The organism is Pseudomonas rhizophila (assembly GCF_003033885.1).
Classification (GTDB): domain Bacteria; phylum Pseudomonadota; class Gammaproteobacteria; order Pseudomonadales; family Pseudomonadaceae; genus Aquipseudomonas; species Aquipseudomonas rhizophila.
Genome location: NZ_CP024081.1, coordinates 1513735 through 1531531, shown reverse-complemented (window position 1 = coordinate 1531531; position 17797 = coordinate 1513735). Strand labels below are relative to the sequence as shown.

The 17797-nt window shown below is 56.5% G+C and carries 27 protein-coding genes and 1 pseudogene; all 28 read right to left on the bottom strand.

Going from position 1 to position 17797, the window contains the following annotated elements; all coding sequences use genetic code 11:
• Window positions 1-18: 18 nt before the first annotated feature.
• Entirely contained in the window at window positions 19-1347 is a 1329-nt protein-coding gene (gene secY, locus CRX69_RS07220; protein ID WP_047229771.1) for a preprotein translocase subunit SecY, read from the bottom strand.
• Complete coding sequence (rplO, locus tag CRX69_RS07215) at window positions 1348-1785, bottom strand: 50S ribosomal protein L15 (protein ID WP_003186032.1); 438 nt, start codon at window positions 1783-1785, stop codon at window positions 1348-1350.
• A gap of 3 nt (window positions 1786-1788) precedes the next feature.
• Window positions 1789-1965, bottom strand: coding sequence for a 50S ribosomal protein L30 (rpmD, locus tag CRX69_RS07210; protein ID WP_003186033.1), 177 nt, complete (start codon window positions 1963-1965; stop codon window positions 1789-1791).
• 2 nt (window positions 1966-1967) lie between these two features.
• On the bottom strand, window positions 1968-2468 hold the full coding sequence (gene rpsE / locus CRX69_RS07205; RefSeq protein WP_003186035.1) for a 30S ribosomal protein S5: 501 nt from the start codon (window positions 2466-2468) through the stop codon (window positions 1968-1970).
• A 3-nt stretch (window positions 2469-2471) separates the two neighbouring features.
• On the bottom strand, window positions 2472-2822 hold the full coding sequence (rplR, locus tag CRX69_RS07200) for a 50S ribosomal protein L18 (protein WP_003186037.1): 351 nt from the start codon (window positions 2820-2822) through the stop codon (window positions 2472-2474).
• A gap of 10 nt (window positions 2823-2832) precedes the next feature.
• Complete coding sequence (rplF, locus tag CRX69_RS07195; RefSeq protein WP_003186039.1) at window positions 2833-3366, bottom strand: 50S ribosomal protein L6; 534 nt, start codon at window positions 3364-3366, stop codon at window positions 2833-2835.
• 12 nt (window positions 3367-3378) lie between these two features.
• Window positions 3379-3771, bottom strand: a complete 393-nt coding sequence (rpsH, locus tag CRX69_RS07190) for a 30S ribosomal protein S8 (protein WP_017848802.1) — start codon at window positions 3769-3771, stop codon at window positions 3379-3381.
• Window positions 3772-3981: 210 nt separating this feature from the next.
• Complete coding sequence (rpsN, locus tag CRX69_RS07185) at window positions 3982-4287, bottom strand: 30S ribosomal protein S14 (RefSeq protein WP_003186042.1); 306 nt, start codon at window positions 4285-4287, stop codon at window positions 3982-3984.
• A gap of 13 nt (window positions 4288-4300) precedes the next feature.
• The gene (rplE, locus tag CRX69_RS07180) at window positions 4301-4840 is read right to left on the bottom strand and encodes a 50S ribosomal protein L5 (protein ID WP_003186044.1); all 540 of its coding nucleotides are present in this window, start codon (window positions 4838-4840) and stop codon (window positions 4301-4303) included.
• Window positions 4841-4860: 20 nt separating this feature from the next.
• Window positions 4861-5175, bottom strand: coding sequence for a 50S ribosomal protein L24 (rplX, locus tag CRX69_RS07175; protein WP_003186046.1), 315 nt, complete (start codon window positions 5173-5175; stop codon window positions 4861-4863).
• An 11-nt stretch (window positions 5176-5186) separates the two neighbouring features.
• Window positions 5187-5555: a 50S ribosomal protein L14 gene (rplN, locus tag CRX69_RS07170; protein WP_002555479.1), complete on the bottom strand. Its 369-nt coding sequence runs from the start codon at window positions 5553-5555 to the stop codon at window positions 5187-5189.
• Window positions 5556-5578: 23 nt separating this feature from the next.
• Window positions 5579-5845 (bottom strand): 30S ribosomal protein S17, encoded by a 267-nt coding sequence (rpsQ, locus tag CRX69_RS07165; protein WP_003194644.1) that lies wholly within the window; start codon window positions 5843-5845, stop codon window positions 5579-5581.
• Window positions 5846-5847: 2 nt separating this feature from the next.
• On the bottom strand, window positions 5848-6039 hold the full coding sequence (rpmC, locus tag CRX69_RS07160) for a 50S ribosomal protein L29 (RefSeq protein WP_002555481.1): 192 nt from the start codon (window positions 6037-6039) through the stop codon (window positions 5848-5850).
• A complete protein-coding gene (gene rplP, locus CRX69_RS07155) occupies window positions 6039-6452 on the bottom strand; it encodes a 50S ribosomal protein L16 (protein ID WP_003186052.1) in 414 nt (137 codons plus the stop codon). Before rplP ends, rpmC begins: the two co-directional genes overlap by 1 nt.
• 12 nt (window positions 6453-6464) lie before the next feature.
• The gene (rpsC, locus tag CRX69_RS07150; protein ID WP_003176422.1) at window positions 6465-7151 is read right to left on the bottom strand and encodes a 30S ribosomal protein S3; all 687 of its coding nucleotides are present in this window, start codon (window positions 7149-7151) and stop codon (window positions 6465-6467) included.
• A 13-nt stretch (window positions 7152-7164) separates the two neighbouring features.
• Entirely contained in the window at window positions 7165-7497 is a 333-nt protein-coding gene (rplV, locus tag CRX69_RS07145; protein ID WP_003103908.1) for a 50S ribosomal protein L22, read from the bottom strand.
• A gap of 11 nt (window positions 7498-7508) precedes the next feature.
• Window positions 7509-7784: a 30S ribosomal protein S19 gene (rpsS, locus tag CRX69_RS07140; RefSeq protein ID WP_002555486.1), complete on the bottom strand. Its 276-nt coding sequence runs from the start codon at window positions 7782-7784 to the stop codon at window positions 7509-7511.
• A 16-nt stretch (window positions 7785-7800) separates the two neighbouring features.
• Window positions 7801-8625 (bottom strand): 50S ribosomal protein L2, encoded by an 825-nt coding sequence (gene rplB, locus CRX69_RS07135; protein WP_003186055.1) that lies wholly within the window; start codon window positions 8623-8625, stop codon window positions 7801-7803.
• Between the two features lie 14 nt (window positions 8626-8639).
• Window positions 8640-8939 carry a 50S ribosomal protein L23 gene (gene rplW, locus CRX69_RS07130; RefSeq protein ID WP_002555488.1) on the bottom strand — a complete coding sequence of 100 codons (300 nt, stop codon included), beginning with the start codon at window positions 8937-8939 and terminating at the stop codon, window positions 8640-8642.
• Complete coding sequence (gene rplD / locus CRX69_RS07125; RefSeq protein ID WP_003186057.1) at window positions 8936-9538, bottom strand: 50S ribosomal protein L4; 603 nt, start codon at window positions 9536-9538, stop codon at window positions 8936-8938. The genes rplW and rplD overlap by 4 nt, the downstream gene beginning before the upstream one ends.
• Before the next feature lie 12 nt (window positions 9539-9550).
• On the bottom strand, window positions 9551-10186 hold the full coding sequence (gene rplC, locus CRX69_RS07120) for a 50S ribosomal protein L3 (protein ID WP_003186059.1): 636 nt from the start codon (window positions 10184-10186) through the stop codon (window positions 9551-9553).
• Between the two features lie 80 nt (window positions 10187-10266).
• Window positions 10267-10578 carry a 30S ribosomal protein S10 gene (gene rpsJ, locus CRX69_RS07115; RefSeq protein WP_003186070.1) on the bottom strand — a complete coding sequence of 104 codons (312 nt, stop codon included), beginning with the start codon at window positions 10576-10578 and terminating at the stop codon, window positions 10267-10269.
• Window positions 10579-10733: 155 nt separating this feature from the next.
• Window positions 10734-11009 (bottom strand): annotated as a pseudogene (locus tag CRX69_RS07110) (EF-Tu C-terminal domain-related protein); the annotation flags it as partial.
• 264 nt (window positions 11010-11273) lie between these two features.
• The gene (locus tag CRX69_RS07105) at window positions 11274-12299 is read right to left on the bottom strand and encodes an IS110 family RNA-guided transposase (protein ID WP_047230568.1); all 1026 of its coding nucleotides are present in this window, start codon (window positions 12297-12299) and stop codon (window positions 11274-11276) included.
• Window positions 12300-12444: 145 nt separating this feature from the next.
• Complete coding sequence (gene brnQ, locus CRX69_RS07100; RefSeq protein ID WP_047230485.1) at window positions 12445-13758, bottom strand: branched-chain amino acid transport system II carrier protein; 1314 nt, start codon at window positions 13756-13758, stop codon at window positions 12445-12447.
• A gap of 316 nt (window positions 13759-14074) precedes the next feature.
• Window positions 14075-14959 carry a succinate--CoA ligase subunit alpha gene (gene sucD, locus CRX69_RS07095; RefSeq protein WP_014339581.1) on the bottom strand — a complete coding sequence of 295 codons (885 nt, stop codon included), beginning with the start codon at window positions 14957-14959 and terminating at the stop codon, window positions 14075-14077.
• Window positions 14959-16125, bottom strand: coding sequence for an ADP-forming succinate--CoA ligase subunit beta (gene sucC / locus CRX69_RS07090; RefSeq protein WP_003179235.1), 1167 nt, complete (start codon window positions 16123-16125; stop codon window positions 14959-14961). The genes sucD and sucC overlap by 1 nt, the downstream gene beginning before the upstream one ends.
• Before the next feature lie 196 nt (window positions 16126-16321).
• Window positions 16322-17767: a dihydrolipoyl dehydrogenase gene (lpdA, locus tag CRX69_RS07085; protein ID WP_107321777.1), complete on the bottom strand. Its 1446-nt coding sequence runs from the start codon at window positions 17765-17767 to the stop codon at window positions 16322-16324.
• Window positions 17768-17797: the final 30 nt, after the last annotated feature.

The window sequence follows — 17797 nt, the reverse complement described above, 5'->3', positions numbered from 1 at the left end:
GAACCTTATGGACGCTACTCAGCGCAACATGCCGCTGCCGTAGCCCTTCAGGTTGGCTTTCTTCATCAGGGATTCGTACTGGTGCGAAACGAGGTGCGATTGTACTTGGGACATGAAGTCCATCACAACCACGACCACGATCAGCAACGAGGTCCCGCCAAGGTAGAACGGAACGTTTGCCGCAACCACCAGGAACTGGGGAAGCAAGCAGACGGCCGTCATATAGAGAGCACCGAACAAGGTCAAACGAGTCAAAACGCCATCAATGTAGCGCGCCGACTGCTCGCCTGGACGGATACCCGGAATAAAGGCACCGGACTTCTTCAGGTTTTCCGCTACGTCTTTCGGATTGAACATCAACGCCGTATAGAAGAAGCAGAAGAAAATAATCCCTGCACTAAACAGCAGAATATTCAACGGCTGACCAGGAGCGATCGACTGCGAGATGTCCTGCAGCCAGCCCATACCTTCAGACTGACCAAACCAGGCACCCAGCGAAGCCGGGAACAGCAAAATGCTGCTCGCAAAAATAGCCGGGATAACACCGGCCATATTCACCTTCAGCGGCAAGTGGCTAGTCTGCGCAGCAAATACCTTGCGGCCCTGCTGACGCTTGGCGTAGTGAACAGCAATACGACGCTGACCACGCTCAATGAACACCACGAAACCGATAATCGCTACTGCCAGCAAACCGATCGCAACCAGGGCAAAAATGTTGATGTCACCCTGACGCGCAGACTCGAAAGACTGCCCGATCGCTCTCGGAAGACCGGCGACGATACCTGCGAAAATCAACATCGAGATACCGTTGCCAACACCACGCTCAGTAATCTGCTCACCCAGCCACATCATGAACATCGCACCCGCCACAAACGTGGTTACTGCGACGAAATGGAAGCCAAAGTCACCAGTGAACGCTACGCCTTGCCCTGCCAGACCGATGGACATGCCAACAGCCTGGACAAGAGCAAGGACGACGGTGAGGTAGCGGGTGTACTGGCTGATCTTGCGACGGCCAGCTTCACCTTCCTTCTTCAACTGTTCCAGCTGTGGGCTGACGGCGGTCATCAGTTGCATGATGATCGATGCCGAGATGTACGGCATGATCCCCAGAGCAAAGATACTCATCCGTTCCAGCGCACCGCCGGAAAACATGTTGAACAAGCTAAGAATGGTCCCCTCATTCTGTCGAAACAGGTCCGCGAGTCGGTCCGGGTTGATACCTGGAACCGGGATGTGTGCGCCTATTCGGTAGACGATAATCGCCAGGAACAGAAAACGCAGACGAGCCCAGAGTTCAGACATACCGCCTTTGCCGAGCGCAGAGAGAGCACCTTGCTTAGCCATTTATTCCTCGAACTTGCCGCCAGCTGCTTCGATAGCCGCACGCGCACCTTTGGTGGCGCCGATTCCCTTTCCGATGGTGACAGCGCGAGCAACTTCGCCCGACAGCATGATTTTCACACGCTGTACGTTCTGGTTGATCACGTTGGCATCCTTCAGGGACTGCACGGTGACGATGTCGCCATCCACTTTAGCCAGCTCGGACAGACGCACTTCTGCGCGATCCATGGCCTTCAGGGAAACGAAACCGAACTTCGGCAGGCGACGATGCAGCGGCTGTTGACCGCCTTCAAAGCCTGGAGCAATGGTGCCACCGGAGCGGGAGGTTTGACCTTTGTGGCCACGGCCACCGGTCTTGCCCAAACCACTGCCGATACCACGGCCCGGACGATGCTTTTCGCGACGGGAACCCGGCGCTGGACTCAGATCATTGAGTTTCATCGATTAACCCTCTACACGCAGCATGTAGTAGGCCTTGTTGATCATCCCGCGATTCTCGGGAGTATCCAGGACCTCTACAGTGTGACCGATGCGACGCAGACCCAAACCCTTAACGCACAGTTTGTGGTTAGGGATGCGGCCGGTCATGCTTTTGATCAGCGTAACTTTTACGGTAGCCATGATCAGAAGATCTCCTTGACGCTTTTGCCACGCTTGGCGGCAATGGATTCAGGAGACTGCATTGCTTTCAAACCCTTGAAAGTGGCGTGAACCACGTTTACTGGGTTAGTCGAGCCGTAGCACTTGGCCAGAACGTTCTGAACGCCAGCAACCTCGAGGACAGCACGCATAGCGCCGCCAGCGATGATACCGGTACCTTCAGAAGCAGGCTGCATGTACACCTTCGAAGCGCCATGGGCGGACTTCATTGCGTACTGCAGAGTGGTGCCGTTCAGATCAACCTGGATCATGTTGCGGCGAGCAGCTTCCATTGCCTTCTGGATCGCAGCAGGCACTTCACGCGACTTGCCACGGCCGAAGCCAACACGCCCTTTACCATCACCAACCACGGTCAACGCGGTGAAAGTGAAGATACGGCCGCCTTTAACGGTTTTGGCTACGCGGTTAACTTGAACCAGCTTCTCGATGTAGCCTTCGTCGCGCTTTTGGTCGTTATTTGACATAACTTAGAACTCCAGCCCAGCTTCACGAGCAGCATCAGCCAGCGCCTTGACGCGGCCGTGGTACTTGAAGCCAGAGCGGTCGAAAGCCACCTGCGAGACGCCAGCGGCTTTAGCACGCGTAGCGACCAGCTGGCCAACCTTAGTGGCCGCGTCGATGTTGCCAGTGGCGCCATCACGCAGTTCTTTATCCAAAGTCGAGGCACTTGCCAGGACTTTGTTGCCGTCGGCCGAAATGACCTGGGCGTAGATGTGCTGCGACGAGCGGAACACGCAGAGACGCACGACTTCGAGTTCGTGCATTTTCAGGCGTGCTTTGCGAGCGCGACGCAGTCGAGTAACTTTTTTGTCGGTCATTTGCTATGCCCTACTTCTTCTTGGCTTCTTTACGACGGACGACTTCGTCCGCGTAGCGCACACCTTTGCCTTTGTACGGCTCTGGTGGACGGAAGTCGCGGATCTCGGCGGCCACTTGACCTACCAGCTGCTTGTCGATGCCCTTGATCAGGATATCGGTCTGGCTAGGAGTCTCAGCGGTGATGCCTTCCGGCAGTTCATAATCCACTGGGTGCGAGAAGCCAAGAGCCAGGTTCAGCACTGTGCCTTTTGCTTGCGCCTTGTAACCAACACCGACCAGCTGGAGCTTGCGCTCGAAGCCTTGGCTTACGCCTTGGACCATGTTGTTTACCAACGCACGAGTGGTACCAGCCATTGCGCGAGTCTGTTGATCGCCATTGCGAGCAGCGAAACGCAGCTCACCAGCTTCTTCAACAATCTCAACGGACGAATGGATGTTCAGTTGCAGAGTGCCCTTGGCACCCTTCACCGAAAGCTGTTGGCCTGCGAATTTGACTTCGACACCGGCTGGCAGCTTAACGGGGTTCTTAGCGACGCGTGACATGCTTATCCCCCCTTAGAACACAGTGCAAAGAACTTCGCCGCCGACACCGGCAGCGCGCGCAGCACGATCCGTCATCACACCTTTGTTGGTGGAGACGATAGACACACCGAGACCGCCACGAACTTTTGGCAGATCCTCGACGGACTTGTACTGACGCAGGCCTGGACGGCTAACGCGCTTCACTTCCTCGATGACCGGACGGCCTTCGAAGTACTTCAGCTCGATGGACAGCAGTGGCTTGATTTCGCTGCTGATCTGATAACCCGCAATGTAACCTTCGTCCTTCAGGACTTTGGCAACAGCTACCTTCAAAGTAGAAGATGGCATGCTTACGACGGACTTTTCAGCCATCTGGGCATTACGGATACGAGTTAGCATGTCCGCTAACGGGTCCTGCATACTCATGGGCTAGACGCTCCTAATACACAAAAAATTAGCCTTTCGGCTACTACGTGTCGCCGAGTACATCCGCGCGATAAAAGCACGGGCTCAGGCGAGCCGGGTATTCTAGACACACCCCACAAATGAATCAAGCCCCAAAAGGGGCTTGATTCAAGTTCAAGGTCACCGGCGGTCAGGATCTTGCGACCCCGAACACCGAGACATTGACAGTGCTTACCAGCTGGCTTTAACCAGACCTGGAACGTCACCACGCATTGCAGCTTGACGCAGCATGTTACGGCCGAGGCCGAACTTGCGGTACACGCCGTGCGGACGACCAGTCAGGCGGCAGCGGTTACGCATGCGCGAAGCGCTTGCGTCACGTGGCTGCTTCTGCAGTGCTACGGTAGCTTCCCAACGCGCTTCTGGACTTGCGTTCAGATCAACGATGATAGCTTTCAGCGCTGCACGCTTGGTGGCGTACTTGGCAACGGTGAGCTGACGCTTCAGCTCACGGTTTTTCATGCTCTTCTTGGCCATTTTCCTACTCCAATCAGTTGCGGAACGGGAATTTGAAAGCGCGCAGCAGTGCGCGACCTTCGTCATCCGTCCGAGCAGTGGTGGTCAGGGTAATGTCCAGACCGCGGAGAGCGTCGATCTTGTCGTAATCGATTTCCGGGAAAATGATCTGCTCTTTAACGCCCATGCTGTAGTTACCACGACCATCGAAGGACTTGGCATTCAGGCCGCGGAAGTCGCGAACCCGAGGCAGGGAGATCGACAGCAGACGATCCAGGAACTCGTACATACGCTCACGGCGCAGGGTCACTTTGACGCCGATCGGCCAACCTTCACGGACTTTAAAGCCAGCGATGGATTTCCGAGCGTAAGTCACAACGACTTTCTGACCGGTGATCTTTTCCAGGTCAGCAACAGCGTGCTCGATGACTTTTTTGTCGCCGATCGCTTCGCCCAGACCCATGTTCAGGGTGATTTTGGTAACGCGCGGAACTTCCATCACGTTCGAAAGCTTAAGTTCTTCCTTAAGCTTCGGTGCGATTTCCTTCCGGTAAATCTCTTTTAGTCGTGCCATGGTCTTCTACCTAGCAGTGTTCAAGCATCAACCGCTTTTTGGGTCGACTTGAAGACACGAATTTTCTTACCGTCTTCTACTTTGAAACCAACGCGGTCAGCCTTGTTGGTTTCGCCGTTGAAAATGGCGACGTTGGAAGCGTGCAGTGGCGCTTCTTTCTCGACGATACCGCCCTGTACGCCCGACATCGGGTTAGGCTTGGTATGGCGCTTGACCAGGTTCAGGCCACCAACAACCAGACGGTTGTCAGCGAGAACCTTCAGCACCTTACCGCGCTTACCCTTGTCCTTGCCGGCGATCACGATGATCTCGTCGTCACGACGAATCTTTTGCATGTCGGATCTCCTTACAGCACTTCTGGGGCGAGCGAGACGATCTTCATGAACTTCTCAGTACGAAGCTCACGGGTCACTGGCCCAAAGATACGGGTGCCGATTGGCTCTTGCTTGTTGTTCAACAGAACAGCAGCGTTGCCATCAAAGCGGATGATGGAGCCGTCAGCGCGACGAACACCGTGGCGAGTGCGGACTACAACAGCAGTCATCACTTGGCCTTTTTTCACCTTACCGCGAGGAATTGCTTCCTTGACGGTAACTTTGATGATGTCACCAATACCAGCGTAACGACGATGGGAGCCACCCAGCACCTTGATGCACATAACACGGCGAGCGCCGCTGTTATCGGCCACATCGAGCATGGATTGAGTCTGAATCATATAATTTCTCCGACCCCTAGCCCTTAGACTTCCACAGCGCGTTCGAGAACATCAACCAGCGCCCAAGACTTGGTCTTGGCCATCGGACGAGTTTCACGAATAGTGACTTTGTCGCCGATGTGGCACTGATTGGTTTCGTCGTGCGCGTGCAGCTTAGTCGAACGCTTAACGTATTTACCGTAGATCGGGTGCTTAACGCGACGCTCGATCAGAACGGTGATGGTTTTGTCCATCTTGTCGCTGACAACACGGCCAGTCAGCGTACGGACAGTTTTTTCGGCTTCAGCCATGATTACTTACCTGCCTGCTGGTTGAGCACAGTTTTCACGCGAGCGATGTCACGCTTAACTTGCGAGAGCAGATGAGACTGCCCCAACTGGCCAGTTGCTTTCTGCATGCGCAGATTGAACTGGTCGCGCAGCAGGCCGAGCAGTTGCTCGTTCAGCTGCTGTGCTGATTTCTCACGAAGTTCATTCGCTTTCATCACATCACCGTCCGTTTAACAAAGGAGGTGGCGAGCGGCAGCTTTGCAGCAGCCAGGGCGAAAGCCTCACGCGCCAGCTCTTCAGAAACACCCTCGATTTCATACAGGACTTTGCCTGGCTGAATCTGGGCAACCCAGTACTCCACGTTACCCTTACCTTTACCCATCCGAACTTCGAGTGGCTTCTTGGTGACAGGCTTGTCCGGGAATACACGGATCCAGATCTTGCCGCCACGTTTTACGTGACGGGTCAGAGCACGACGCGCTGACTCGATCTGACGAGCGGTGAGACGACCACGAGCAACAGACTTCAGCGCGAACTCGCCGAAGCTGACTTTGCTACCGCGCAATGCCAGGCCACGGTTGTGACCGGTCATCTGCTTGCGGAACTTCGTACGCTTTGGTTGCAACATTTGGCGTACCCCTTACTTAGCAGCTTTTTTACGAGGCGCTGGTGCTTGTGGCTTCAGCTCTTCTTGGCGACCACCAATTACTTCGCCTTTGAAGATCCAAACCTTTACACCGATCACACCATAGGTGGTGTGAGCTTCGTAGTTGGCATAGTCGATGTCGGCACGCAGGGTGTGCAGTGGCACACGACCTTCGCGATACCATTCAGTACGTGCGATTTCAGCACCGCCGAGACGACCGCTCACTTGGATTTTGATGCCTTTGGCACCAATGCGCATTGCGTTCTGTACAGCGCGCTTCATAGCGCGACGGAACATTACACGACGCTCCAGCTGCTGAGCTACGCTCTGCGCAACCAGCATACCGTCGAGCTCCGGCTTGCGGATCTCTTCGATATTGATGTGCACAGGCACACCCATTTGCTTGGTCAGGTCCTGACGCAGCTTCTCAACATCTTCACCTTTCTTCCCGATAACGATACCTGGACGAGCAGTGTGGATGGTGATGCGTGCAGTCTGCGCCGGACGATGGATATCGATACGGCTTACGGACGCGCTTTTTAGTTTGTCTTGGAGATACTCACGCACCTTCAGATCAGCGAACAAGTAGTCCGCATAAGTCCGACCGTCTGCGTACCAGACGGAGGTGTGCTCCTTGACGATTCCCAGGCGAATGCCAATGGGATGTACTTTCTGACCCATCTCTTCGACTCCGTTACTTGTCAGCAACCTTGACAGTGATATGGCAAGACCGCTTGACGATGCGATCAGCACGGCCTTTGGCACGTGGCATGATGCGCTTCAGCGAACGCCCTTCGTTGACGAAAACGGTGCTGACCTTCAGGTCATCAACATCTGCGCCTTCGTTATGCTCGGCGTTGGCTACGGCCGACTCCAGCACTTTCTTCATGATCTCGGCGGCTTTCTTACTGCTGAAAGCCAACAGGTTGAGCGCTTCGCCCACCTTCTTCCCGCGGATCTGGTCGGCGACCAAGCGGGCTTTCTGGGCGGAGATTCGAGCGCCCGACAACTTAGCGGCTACTTCCATTTCCTTACCCCTTAACGCTTGGCTTTCTTGTCAGCCACGTGCCCACGGTATGTGCGGGTACCGGCAAACTCGCCCAGTTTGTGGCCGACCATGTCTTCGTTAACGAGAACTGGGACGTGTTGGCGACCGTTGTGTACTGCGATGGTCAGACCGACCATTTGTGGCAGGATCATCGAACGACGCGACCAGGTCTTAACTGGTTTGCGATCGTTCTTTTCCGCCGCCACTTCGATCTTCTTCAGTAGGTGAAGATCAATAAAAGGACCTTTTTTCAGAGAACGTGGCACTGTCGTATCCCTCTATTTACTTGCGACGACGGACGATCATTTTGTCGGTACGCTTATTACCACGAGTCTTCGCGCCCTTAGTCGGGAAGCCCCATGGCGATACCGGATGACGACCACCAGAGGTACGACCTTCACCACCACCATGTGGGTGGTCAACCGGGTTCATGGCAACACCACGAACGGTTGGGCGAACGCCACGCCAGCGCTTGGCACCAGCTTTACCCAACGAACGCAGGCTGTGCTCGGAGTTCGAGACTTCGCCCAGGGTCGCACGGCACTCAGCCAGTACTTTACGCATCTCACCAGAACGCAGACGCAGGGTCACGTAGACACCTTCACGAGCGATCAACTGAGCCGAAGCACCAGCGGAACGAGCGATCTGTGCGCCTTTACCTGGCTTCAATTCGATGCCGTGTACGGTGCTACCAACTGGAATGTTACGCAGCTGCAGAGCGTTGCCCGGCTTGATCGGTGCCAAAGCACCTGCGATCAGCTGGTCGCCAGCACTCACGCCTTTAGGGGCGATGATGTAGCGACGCTCGCCATCTGCGTACAGCAGCAGAGCGATGTGAGCAGTACGGTTTGGATCGTATTCGATACGCTCGACGGTGGCAGCGATGCCATCCTTGTCGTTGCGACGGAAGTCGACCAGACGATAATGCTGCTTATGACCACCACCGATGTGACGAGTGGTAATACGGCCATTGTTGTTACGACCACCAGACTTCGATTTTTTCTCGAGCAGCGGTGCGTGAGGAGCGCCTTTATGCAGCTCCTGGTTGACCACCTTGACCACAAAACGGCGGCCAGGGGAAGTCGGTTTGCATTTAACGATTGCCATGATGCACCCCTTCCTTACTCAGCACTGCTGCTGAAATCGAGATCTTGGCCTGGCTGAAGGGAGATAACTGCCTTCTTCCAGTCATTACGCTTGCCCAGACCGCGAGCAGTGCGCTTGCTCTTACCCAGAACATTCAGGGTAGTAACGCGCTCTACTTTCACGCTGAACAGGCTTTCGACGGCCTTCTTGATTTCCAGCTTGGTTGCGTCGGTAGCAACCTTGAAAACGAACTGGCCTTTCTTGTCTGCCAGAACCGTAGCCTTCTCGGAAACGTGCGGGCCAAGCAGAACTTTAAATACGCGTTCCTGGTTCATCCCAGCAGCTCCTCGAATTTCTTCACGGCCGACACGGTGATCAACACCTTGTCGTATGCGATCAGACTGACCGGATCGGAACCTTGCACGTCACGAACATCAACGTGTGGCAGGTTGCGAGCAGCCAGGTACAGGTTCTGATCAACAGCGTCAGACACGATCAGGACGTCAGTCAGGCCCATGCCGTTCAGCTTGTTCAGCAGATCTTTGGTTTTCGGTGCTTCAACAGCGAAGTCCTGAACCACGACCAGACGATCAGTACGCACCAGCTCAGCAAGGATGGAACGCATTGCTGCGCGATACATCTTCTTGTTCAGCTTCTGGGAGTGATCCTGAGGACGAGCTGCAAAAGTGGTACCGCCGCCACGCCAGATTGGGCTACGGATAGTACCGGCACGAGCACGGCCAGTACCTTTCTGACGCCATGGGCGCTTACCGCCACCAGAAACGTCGGAACGGGTCTTTTGCTGCTTGCTACCTTGACGGCCGCCAGCCATGTAGGCCACGACTGCTTGGTGAACCAGCGTCTCGTTGAATTCGCCGCCAAATGTCAGTTCGGAAACTTCGATCGCTTGAGCGTCATTTACATTTAATTGCATGTCAGCTTCCCCTTAACCGCGAGCCTTGGCTGCTGGACGTACAACCAAGTTGCCGCCAGTAGCGCCAGGAACAGCGCCCTTGACCAACAACAGATTGCGTTCAGCGTCCACGCGCACTACTTCGAGGGACTGCACGGTCACGCGCTCAGCGCCCATATGACCGGACATTTTTTTGCCCTTGAATACACGACCAGGAGTCTGGCACTGGCCGATAGAGCCTGGAACGCGGTGGGATACGGAGTTACCGTGGGTGTTATCTTGCCCGCGGAAGTTCCAACGCTTGATCGTACCCTGGAAGCCTTTACCCTTGGACTGACCGGTTACATCAACCAGTTGACCAGCAGCGAAGATTTCAGCGTTGATCAGATCGCCGGCCTGGTACTCGCCTTCTTCAAGGCGGAATTCCATTACGGTACGACCAGCGGCAACGTTCGCCTTGGCGAAGTGGCCAGCTTGAGCAGCTGTTACACGCGAAGCACGACGCTCGCCGACAGTGACTTGCACTGCACGATAGCCATCGGTCTCTTCAGTTTTGAACTGGGTGACGCGATTCGGCTCGATCTCAATGACCGTGACCGGAATGGAGACACCTTCTTCGGTGAAAATACGGGTCATACCGCATTTACGACCGACTACACCAATAGTCATGTTGTAAACCTCATGAGTGTACGGGGCTTTCACCCGCTATGGCCGCCCATTTCAGAGCGTTACACGACCAAGACCGAGTCTTAGCCGAGGCTGATCTGCACTTCCACACCGGCCGCAAGATCAAGCTTCATAAGTGCATCAACGGTTTTATCCGTTGGCTGGACGATGTCCAGAACGCGCTTATGAGTACGGATCTCGTACTGGTCACGCGCGTCTTTGTTGACGTGCGGGGAGACCAGAACGGTGAACCGCTCTTTACGGGTAGGCAGTGGAATTGGACCACGCACTTGAGCACCAGTACGTTTCGCGGTTTCCACGATTTCCTGGGTGGATTGGTCGATCAGGCGATGGTCAAAAGCCTTCAACCTGATACGGATTTGCTGATTTTGCATTGGATTTCAGACTCCGGCTGCTATTCCCACCGAGCGCAATACGCCCGTTAAAAGGAGGCGCAATTCTATAGACGCCCCTGATAGGTGTCAACCCAATAAAAAAGCCCCCGCTAGGCGGGGGCTCTTCAACTCATCAAGCTGACTCTACAAGAGACTTACTCGATGACTTTGGCTACGACGCCAGCGCCGACGGTACGACCGCCTTCACGGATAGCGAAACGCAGACCGTCTTCCATCGCGATGGTCTTGATCAGAGTGACAGTCATCTGGATGTTGTCACCTGGCATTACCATTTCAACGCCTTCTGGCAGCTCGCAGTTACCGGTCACGTCAGTTGTACGGAAGTAGAACTGTGGACGGTAGCCTTTGAAGAACGGAGTATGACGGCCGCCTTCTTCCTTGCTCAGAACGTAAACTTCTGCAGTGAACTTTGGAAAAATCTATGGTCACCCCCATTTTTGCAATACTGATTAATGGGTGAAGTGGTTGGCTTGCTTAAATCTATCCGGCGTCGATCCAGGGCATGCCCCGCGCCACGATGAGAGTCGCGCCTGACGATCCTGAAAAATGCCGCGGCTTCTGAAGCCGATTTTTATGTCAGGTTCTTCGTCAGGCCGGTGGGCCGTTCACGTCATCCGTTGTTCAGCTATCGCAAAACCTGAAGGGTGATTCGTGGTACTGCAACAACCGCAGGGTCAGGCGTTCAGCGCGTCTGGCCCTGCTTCATATTGCGTATGGTGAGCCGCTAGCGCCCACGCGATCCGCGCCAGCTTGTTAGCCAGGGCGCAGGCCACCACGTTCGAGTGTCGTCGCCCAAGCAATGAGCGCACCCAGTCGGCCAGAGCCCCTTTCTGGTGTTCTAGCCTCTGCATATAGACCCGAGCACATTGAACCAGCAACTGCCTGAGGTGCTTGTCGCCGCGCTTGCTGATACCCAGCAAATTAGCCCTGCCGCCGGTGCTGTACTGCCTGGGRACCAAGCCCACGGAGGCGGCGAAGTCACGGCTGCATCGGTACTGCCTGCCGTCCCCCATCTCTACAGCCAGCAGGCTGGCGGTGATCGGCCCGACACACGGCAAGCTCAGCAAGCGGCTGCCGAGATCATCGTCGGCCAGTTGGCTTGCCAGCTCTTTATCCAGCGCCTTGATCTGTTCATCCAGATAACAGAAATGCTCATGCAAGCGCTGTAACAGCACTGTCAACCGAACGGGCAACTCATGCTCAGCCAAAATACTCGCCAACCGCTTCATGATCGCCAGGCCCTTGGGCAGGCTGATGCCGAACTCCAGTAGGAAACCATGCATTTGATTGGCGGTTTTGGTGCGATCGCGTACCAGCGACTCGCGCAGGCGATGCAGAACGGAAAGCGTCTGCTGTGCCTCGGTTTTAGGCGAAACGAAGCGCATCGATGGACGCGAAGCCGCCTCGCAAATGGCTTCGGCATCCACGAAGTCATTTTTGTTGCCTTTGACGAAGGGGCGGACGAATTGCGGGGAAATCAGTTTGGCTTCATGCCCCATGGCCATCAGCTGGCGAGCGACGAAATGCGCCCCGGCACAAGCTTCCATCACCACGGTACAGGCCGGCAGATTGCCGAAGAGCGTCATCATCTGTTGACGCGAGAACTTCTTGCGAAACACCTCTCGGCCCAATTTGTCTTGGCCGTGCAGGTGGAAACTGTGTTTACCGAGATCGATCCCGATCAGCGCTGACTCGCTCATAATGATGGCCTCCGAAAACAAAACACCCTGCGAAAGCGTAGCCCTCGCAGGGTGTGGGGGTGACCATCTCATTAATGCCCCGTATCGATGGATACGGGGCATTGGTTTTTTACCGGTGGGCCCACTCGTGGCAGGCCGCGGCAACTCAGGCCAAGGCTTCGCTGCGCTTGCCCAGCAGACGATCACACACCAACGCAACCGCCAGGGTCATCACCGACGGCACGAGCCAGGCCAGGCCCTGCTCGCTCAATGGCAGGTGGGCCATTTGCGTCGGCATCCAATCCGCCAGTCCGGCGCCTTTAAGCGCATCGATCAGGCCGAACAGGAACGACACCAGCATGACCGGGCCGACAATGCGCCCCTGCTCATGCCAGAAGTCCTTGCAGAAGCTCAGGGCCACCAAGGCAATGCACGGTGGGTAAATCGCGGTCAGGACCGGGATTGAGAAAGCGATCAGCTTGGTCAGTCCGAGGTTCGACACCAGCAGCGAAAACGCCGCCAGGATGACCACCAATGTTTTGTACGACAGCGGCAAGACACGGCTGAAGTACTCGGCACAGGCGCACGTCAGGCCAACTGCAGTGACCAGGCACGCCAGGGAAATCAGCACCGCCAGGAAACCGCTGCCCAGGCTGCCGAACGTGTGTTGCACATAGGCATGCAGCACAGCCGCGCCGTTTGTCGCGCCCGCAGCCACTTCATGGCTGCCAGACCCCAGGCGGAACAGACTGACATAGACCAGCGCCAGCCCGACCCCGGCGATCAGCCCGGCGATGATGGCGTAGCGGGTGATCAAGGCAGGCGATTCAACGCCCCGGGAACGGATCGCATTGACGATGACGATGCCAAACACCAATGCGCCCAGGGTATCCATGGTCAGGTAACCGTTGATGAACCCTTGGGAGAATGGCGCGGCCACGTATTGCGGTGTCGCCACGCCGATATCGCCGGCGGGCAAGGCAAACGCGGCAATGCCCAGCACGGCCAGGGCGATGATTTTCAGCGGGGCAAGGAATCGCCCGACGGTGTCCAGCAAGCGACCGGGATAGAGCGAGATGAAGAACACCAGCAGGAAATACACCGCACTGTAGAGAAACAGCGCCAGCGGGCTTTCACCGGTCAACGGCGCCAGCCCGACTTCGAAGGAGACTGTGGCGGTGCGCGGAGTGGCGAACAGCGGCCCGACGGCCAGGTAGCACACAGCCGCCAGCAGGCCACCGGCCACCTTGCCGATAGGACTGCTCAAGGCATCCATCGCCCCACCGACCTTGGCCAGCGCAACGACGGTGATGACCGGTAGCCCGACCGCCGTGACCAGAAAGCCCAGCGCCGCCATCCAGACATGGGGCCCGGACTGCAAACCGACAATCGGCGGGAAGATGATGTTGCCAGCCCCGACGAACAGGGCAAAGGTCATGAAACCAAGCGCCAGGATGTCCTGGCCTTTCAACACTTTCATTTTAAGGAAACCACACTGCTGAATCGGAATTTAGAGAGGGACTTCCCTTGAGGGTGGAGGGAAATGCTGCCGATCCGTATAAGACCAACCCGTTTAGCGCACCGCGTCCTTGTGAGCCACAGTCGCAAAAATGGCGGCTAGCCTAACGAATTAGTGCGAATAACGCACTGTTACAGGGCGAACTATCCGATACACGACATTTCCGTGTCGCGTTTTTGCATCTAAATGGGTTGCTGATTGCAATTCCCTCATCCGAAAACGACAAAGGCCACCCGAAGGTGGCCTTTGTTGCTGGAACAAAAAAGTCAGCCGAAGCTTACTTCTTCATTTCCCAGCCAGTCAGCTCGGCCAGGGCCTTGCCGATGTCTGCCAGCGAACGCACGGTTTTCACGCCTGCGTCTTGCAGAGCGGCGAATTTCTCGTCCGCAGTGCCTTTGCCGCCAGAAATGATTGCGCCAGCATGGCCCATGCGCTTGCCCGGAGGAGCAGTCACACCCGCGATGTAGGAAACAACCGGCTTGGTCACGTTAGCCTTGATGTAGGCAGCCGCTTCTTCTTCAGCCGAACCGCCGATCTCACCGATCATGACGATCGCTTCGGTCTTCGGGTCTTCCTGGAACAGCTTCAGGATGTCGATGAAGTTGGAGCCCGGGATCGGGTCACCGCCGATGCCGACGCAAGTCGACTGACCGAAACCGGCGTCAGTGGTCTGCTTGACGGCTTCGTAAGTCAGGGTGCCGGAACGGGAAACGATACCGACCTTGCCTGGCAAGTGAATGTGACCTGGCATGATGCCGATCTTGCATTCGCCTGGAGTGATCACGCCTGGGCAGTTAGGACCGATCAGGGTGATACCCAGCTCGTCGCACTTGACCTTGGCTTCCAGCATGTCGATGGTCGGGATGCCTTCGGTGATGCAGACGATCAGCTTGATGCCGCCGAACGCTGCTTCAAGGATGGAATCCTTGCAGAAAGGAGCTGGAACGTAGATCACGCTGGCGGTGGCGCCAGTGGCAGCAACAGCGTCTTTGACGGTGTTGAAGACAGGCAGGCCCAGGTGTTCGGTGCCGCCTTTGCCCGGCGTTACGCCACCAACCATCTTGGTGCCGTATTCCAGAGCTTGCTGGGTGTGGAAACTACCTTGCGAACCGGTAATACCCTGGCAGATAACCTTGGTGTCTTTATTGATCAGGACGCTCATTATTTGCCCTCCGCAGCTTTAACGACTTGTTGAGCAGCGTCGGTCAGGCTGGTAGCAGCGATGATGTTCAAACCGCTTTCTGCCAGTACTTTAGCGCCCAGCTCAGCGTTGTTGCCTTCGAGGCGAACAACAACCGGGATTTTCACGCCGACTTCTTTCACGGCGCCGATGATGCCTTCGGCAATCATGTCGCAACGAACGATGCCGCCGAAGATGTTGACCAGTACTGCAGCGACGTTAGTGTCGGACAGGATGATCTTGAACGCTTCGGTTACGCGTTCCTTGGTAGCACCACCGCCCACGTCGAGGAAGTTGGCTGGCTTGCCGCCATGCAGGTTGACGATGTCCATGGTACCCATGGCCAGGCCAGCACCGTTGACCATGCAGCCGATGTTGCCTTCCAGGGCCACGTAGTTCAGTTCGAACTTGGCAGCGTGCGCTTCGCGCGGATCGTCTTGCGACGGATCGTGGAAAGTCTTCAGCTTAGGCTGACGGTACATGGCGTTGGCGTCGATGTTGATCTTGGCATCGAGGCAGTGCAGATCGCCGTCGGCCTTGATCACCAGCGGGTTCACTTCCAGCAGCGCCAGGTCGTGGTCCTGGAACAGCTTGGCCAGGCCTACGAAGATCTTGGCGAACTGAGTGACCTGCTTGCCTTCCAGGCCCAGCTGGAATGCCAGCTCGCGACCCTGGAATGGCTGGGCGCCAACCAGTGGATCGATGGTGGCCTTGAGGATTTTCTCAGGGGTATCGTGAGCGATTTTCTCGATGTCCACGCCACCTTCGGTGGAAGCCATGAACACGATACGGCGGCTCGAACGGTCAACGACAGCGCCCAGGTACAGCTCTTTAGCGATATCAGTGCACGATTCAACCAGGATCTTGGTGACTGGCTGACCGTTGGCGTCAGTCTGGTAGGTCACCAGACGCTTGCCCAGCCACTGCTGTGCGAAGGCTTTGGCGTCTTCTTTGCTGCGAACCAGCTTGACGCCGCCCGCTTTACCGCGACCACCGGCGTGAACCTGGGCTTTGACAACCCATTCGCTGCCGCCGATTTTGTCGCAAGCTTCTGCTGCCGCTTCCGGGGTGTCTACCGCGTAGCCGGTGGATACTGGCAGGCCGTACTCAGCGAACAGCTGCTTACCCTGATACTCGTGAAGATTCATGCTTATTACCGTCTTCGTTAGGTACTGCGCATTCGGTGCTGCACCGTTATGGTGCCGCACCACCTGTGACTGCTGCTTGCGTAGCGTTCCGGTTGACCGGTGCCGCTACGCAAGGCTGCGTCCAGCGGATATTCCGCGGTGAGTCTTGCTCGCAAGGCTCACGACGGGCCATACCGCCGTGGTTTCTTATTGTCTATTAACGCTTTTTGCGGTTGGCCACGTGGATGGCACCGCCATTTACGGCCAGGGCCGCTTCGTGCAAGGCTTCGGACAGGGTCGGATGGGAGAAGACCATCATGCCCAGATCTTCAGCGCTGGTGCCGAATTCCATGCCGATCGCGCCTTGCTGTACCAGCTCGGCAGCGCTTGGGCCAATCACGTGAACGCCCAATACGCGATCCGTCTTGGCATCAGCGATGACTTTCACGAAACCACCGGTATCGTTGGCTGCCATGGCACGGCCGGAGGCTGCGAACGGGAAGGTGCCGACGTTAACTTCAACACCTTCGTTTTTCAAGGTTTGCTCGGTCTTGCCAACCCATGCGATTTCCGGGTGGGTGTAGATAACCGACGGGATCAGGTCGTAATTGATCTGGGCTTTGTGGCCCTTGATGCGCTCGACCACCATGATGCCTTCCTCGGACGCTTTGTGCGCCAGCATCATGCCGCGTACCACGTCACCGATGGCGTAGACACCCGGAACGTCGGTTGCGCATTGCTCGTCAACCGCGATGAAGCCGCGCTCATCGAGGGTCACGCCGCAATCGGCGGACAGCAGGTCAGTGGTCACTGGGCGACGGCCAACCGCAACGATCAGTTTGTCGAAGGTGATGGTCTGTTCGCCGTTGGCGTCGGTGTAGTTCACCACGACTTCTTCGCCGTTGACCTTGGAGCCGGTCACGCGAGCGCCCAGCTTGATGTCCAGGCCTTGCTTGGTCAGGGTTTTCAGCGCTTCCTTGGAAACCGCGGTGTCGGCGGCCATCAGGAAGGTGTCCAGTGCTTCGAGGACGGTTACTTGCGCGCCCAGGCGCGACCAGACCGAACCCAGCTCCAGACCGATAACACCCGCGCCGATCACGCCCAGGCGTTTTGGCACGGATTGGAACTCCAGAGCGCCGGTCGAATCGACGATCACGTTCTGGTCCACCGGAGCCGGCGGAATGTCGATCGGACGCGAGCCCGGTGCCAGGATGACGTTCTCGGCTTCGATCACTTCAACCGAGCCGTCTGGCTTGGTCACTTCGACCTTCTTGCCCATCAGCAGCTTGCCGTGGCCCTGGATCGAGGTCACGCCATTGGCCTTGAACAGGGTGGCAACGCCAGAGGTCAGGCCTTTGACGATGTTGGCCTTGCGGCCAACCATGGCAGGTACGTTAATGGTGACGTTTTCGCGGTTGACACCGCCAATGCCGTGGATGGCCAAGCCATCCTGCGCTTCATGGAACTTCCAGGAGCTGTCCAGCAGCGCCTTGGACGGAATGCAACCGACGTTCAGGCAAGTACCGCCGAGGGCCAGTTTGCCCTCCTTGTCGGTGTATTTCTCGATGCAGGCAGTGGTGAGGCCCAGTTGCGCAGCCTTGATGGCCGCTACGTAGCCGCCAGGGCCCGCACCAATCACTACCACGTCGAATTTCTGAGTCATGAGTCATTCCTTCTCGAATCAAACCGGACG

Coding starts and splice junctions, on each gene's coding strand:
- rpmD (WP_003186033.1), bottom strand. CDS start 1,965: ATGGCTACCGTAAAAGTTACGCTGATCAAAAGCATGACCGGCCGCATC.
- rplO (WP_003186032.1), bottom strand. CDS start 1,785: ATGAAACTCAATGATCTGAGTCCAGCGCCGGGTTCCCGTCGCGAAAAG.
- rplN (WP_002555479.1), bottom strand. CDS start 5,555: ATGATTCAGACTCAATCCATGCTCGATGTGGCCGATAACAGCGGCGCT.
- sucD (WP_014339581.1), bottom strand. CDS start 14,959: ATGAGCGTCCTGATCAATAAAGACACCAAGGTTATCTGCCAGGGTATT.
- rpsH (WP_017848802.1), bottom strand. CDS start 3,771: ATGAGTATGCAGGACCCGTTAGCGGACATGCTAACTCGTATCCGTAAT.
- rpmC (WP_002555481.1), bottom strand. CDS start 6,039: ATGAAAGCGAATGAACTTCGTGAGAAATCAGCACAGCAGCTGAACGAG.
- rplD (WP_003186057.1), bottom strand. CDS start 9,538: ATGCAATTAAATGTAAATGACGCTCAAGCGATCGAAGTTTCCGAACTG.
- rplR (WP_003186037.1), bottom strand. CDS start 2,822: ATGACCGACAAAAAAGTTACTCGACTGCGTCGCGCTCGCAAAGCACGC.
- secY (WP_047229771.1), bottom strand. CDS start 1,347: ATGGCTAAGCAAGGTGCTCTCTCTGCGCTCGGCAAAGGCGGTATGTCT.
- brnQ (WP_047230485.1), bottom strand. CDS start 13,758: ATGAAAGTGTTGAAAGGCCAGGACATCCTGGCGCTTGGTTTCATGACC.
- rplB (WP_003186055.1), bottom strand. CDS start 8,625: ATGGCAATCGTTAAATGCAAACCGACTTCCCCTGGCCGCCGTTTTGTG.
- rpsE (WP_003186035.1), bottom strand. CDS start 2,468: ATGTCAAATAACGACCAAAAGCGCGACGAAGGCTACATCGAGAAGCTG.
- rpsN (WP_003186042.1), bottom strand. CDS start 4,287: ATGGCCAAGAAGAGCATGAAAAACCGTGAGCTGAAGCGTCAGCTCACC.
- rpsC (WP_003176422.1), bottom strand. CDS start 7,151: ATGGGTCAGAAAGTACATCCCATTGGCATTCGCCTGGGAATCGTCAAG.
- rplC (WP_003186059.1), bottom strand. CDS start 10,186: ATGACTATTGGTGTAGTCGGTCGTAAATGCGGTATGACCCGTATTTTC.
- rplF (WP_003186039.1), bottom strand. CDS start 3,366: ATGTCACGCGTCGCTAAGAACCCCGTTAAGCTGCCAGCCGGTGTCGAA.
- rpsQ (WP_003194644.1), bottom strand. CDS start 5,845: ATGGCTGAAGCCGAAAAAACTGTCCGTACGCTGACTGGCCGTGTTGTC.
- lpdA (WP_107321777.1), bottom strand. CDS start 17,767: ATGACTCAGAAATTCGACGTGGTAGTGATTGGTGCGGGCCCTGGCGGC.
- rplV (WP_003103908.1), bottom strand. CDS start 7,497: ATGGAAGTAGCCGCTAAGTTGTCGGGCGCTCGAATCTCCGCCCAGAAA.
- rplE (WP_003186044.1), bottom strand. CDS start 4,840: ATGGCACGACTAAAAGAGATTTACCGGAAGGAAATCGCACCGAAGCTT.
- sucC (WP_003179235.1), bottom strand. CDS start 16,125: ATGAATCTTCACGAGTATCAGGGTAAGCAGCTGTTCGCTGAGTACGGC.
- rplX (WP_003186046.1), bottom strand. CDS start 5,175: ATGCAAAAGATTCGTCGTGACGACGAGATCATCGTGATCGCCGGCAAG.
- rplW (WP_002555488.1), bottom strand. CDS start 8,939: ATGAACCAGGAACGCGTATTTAAAGTTCTGCTTGGCCCGCACGTTTCC.
- rpsJ (WP_003186070.1), bottom strand. CDS start 10,578: ATGCAAAATCAGCAAATCCGTATCAGGTTGAAGGCTTTTGACCATCGC.
- rplP (WP_003186052.1), bottom strand. CDS start 6,452: ATGTTGCAACCAAAGCGTACGAAGTTCCGCAAGCAGATGACCGGTCAC.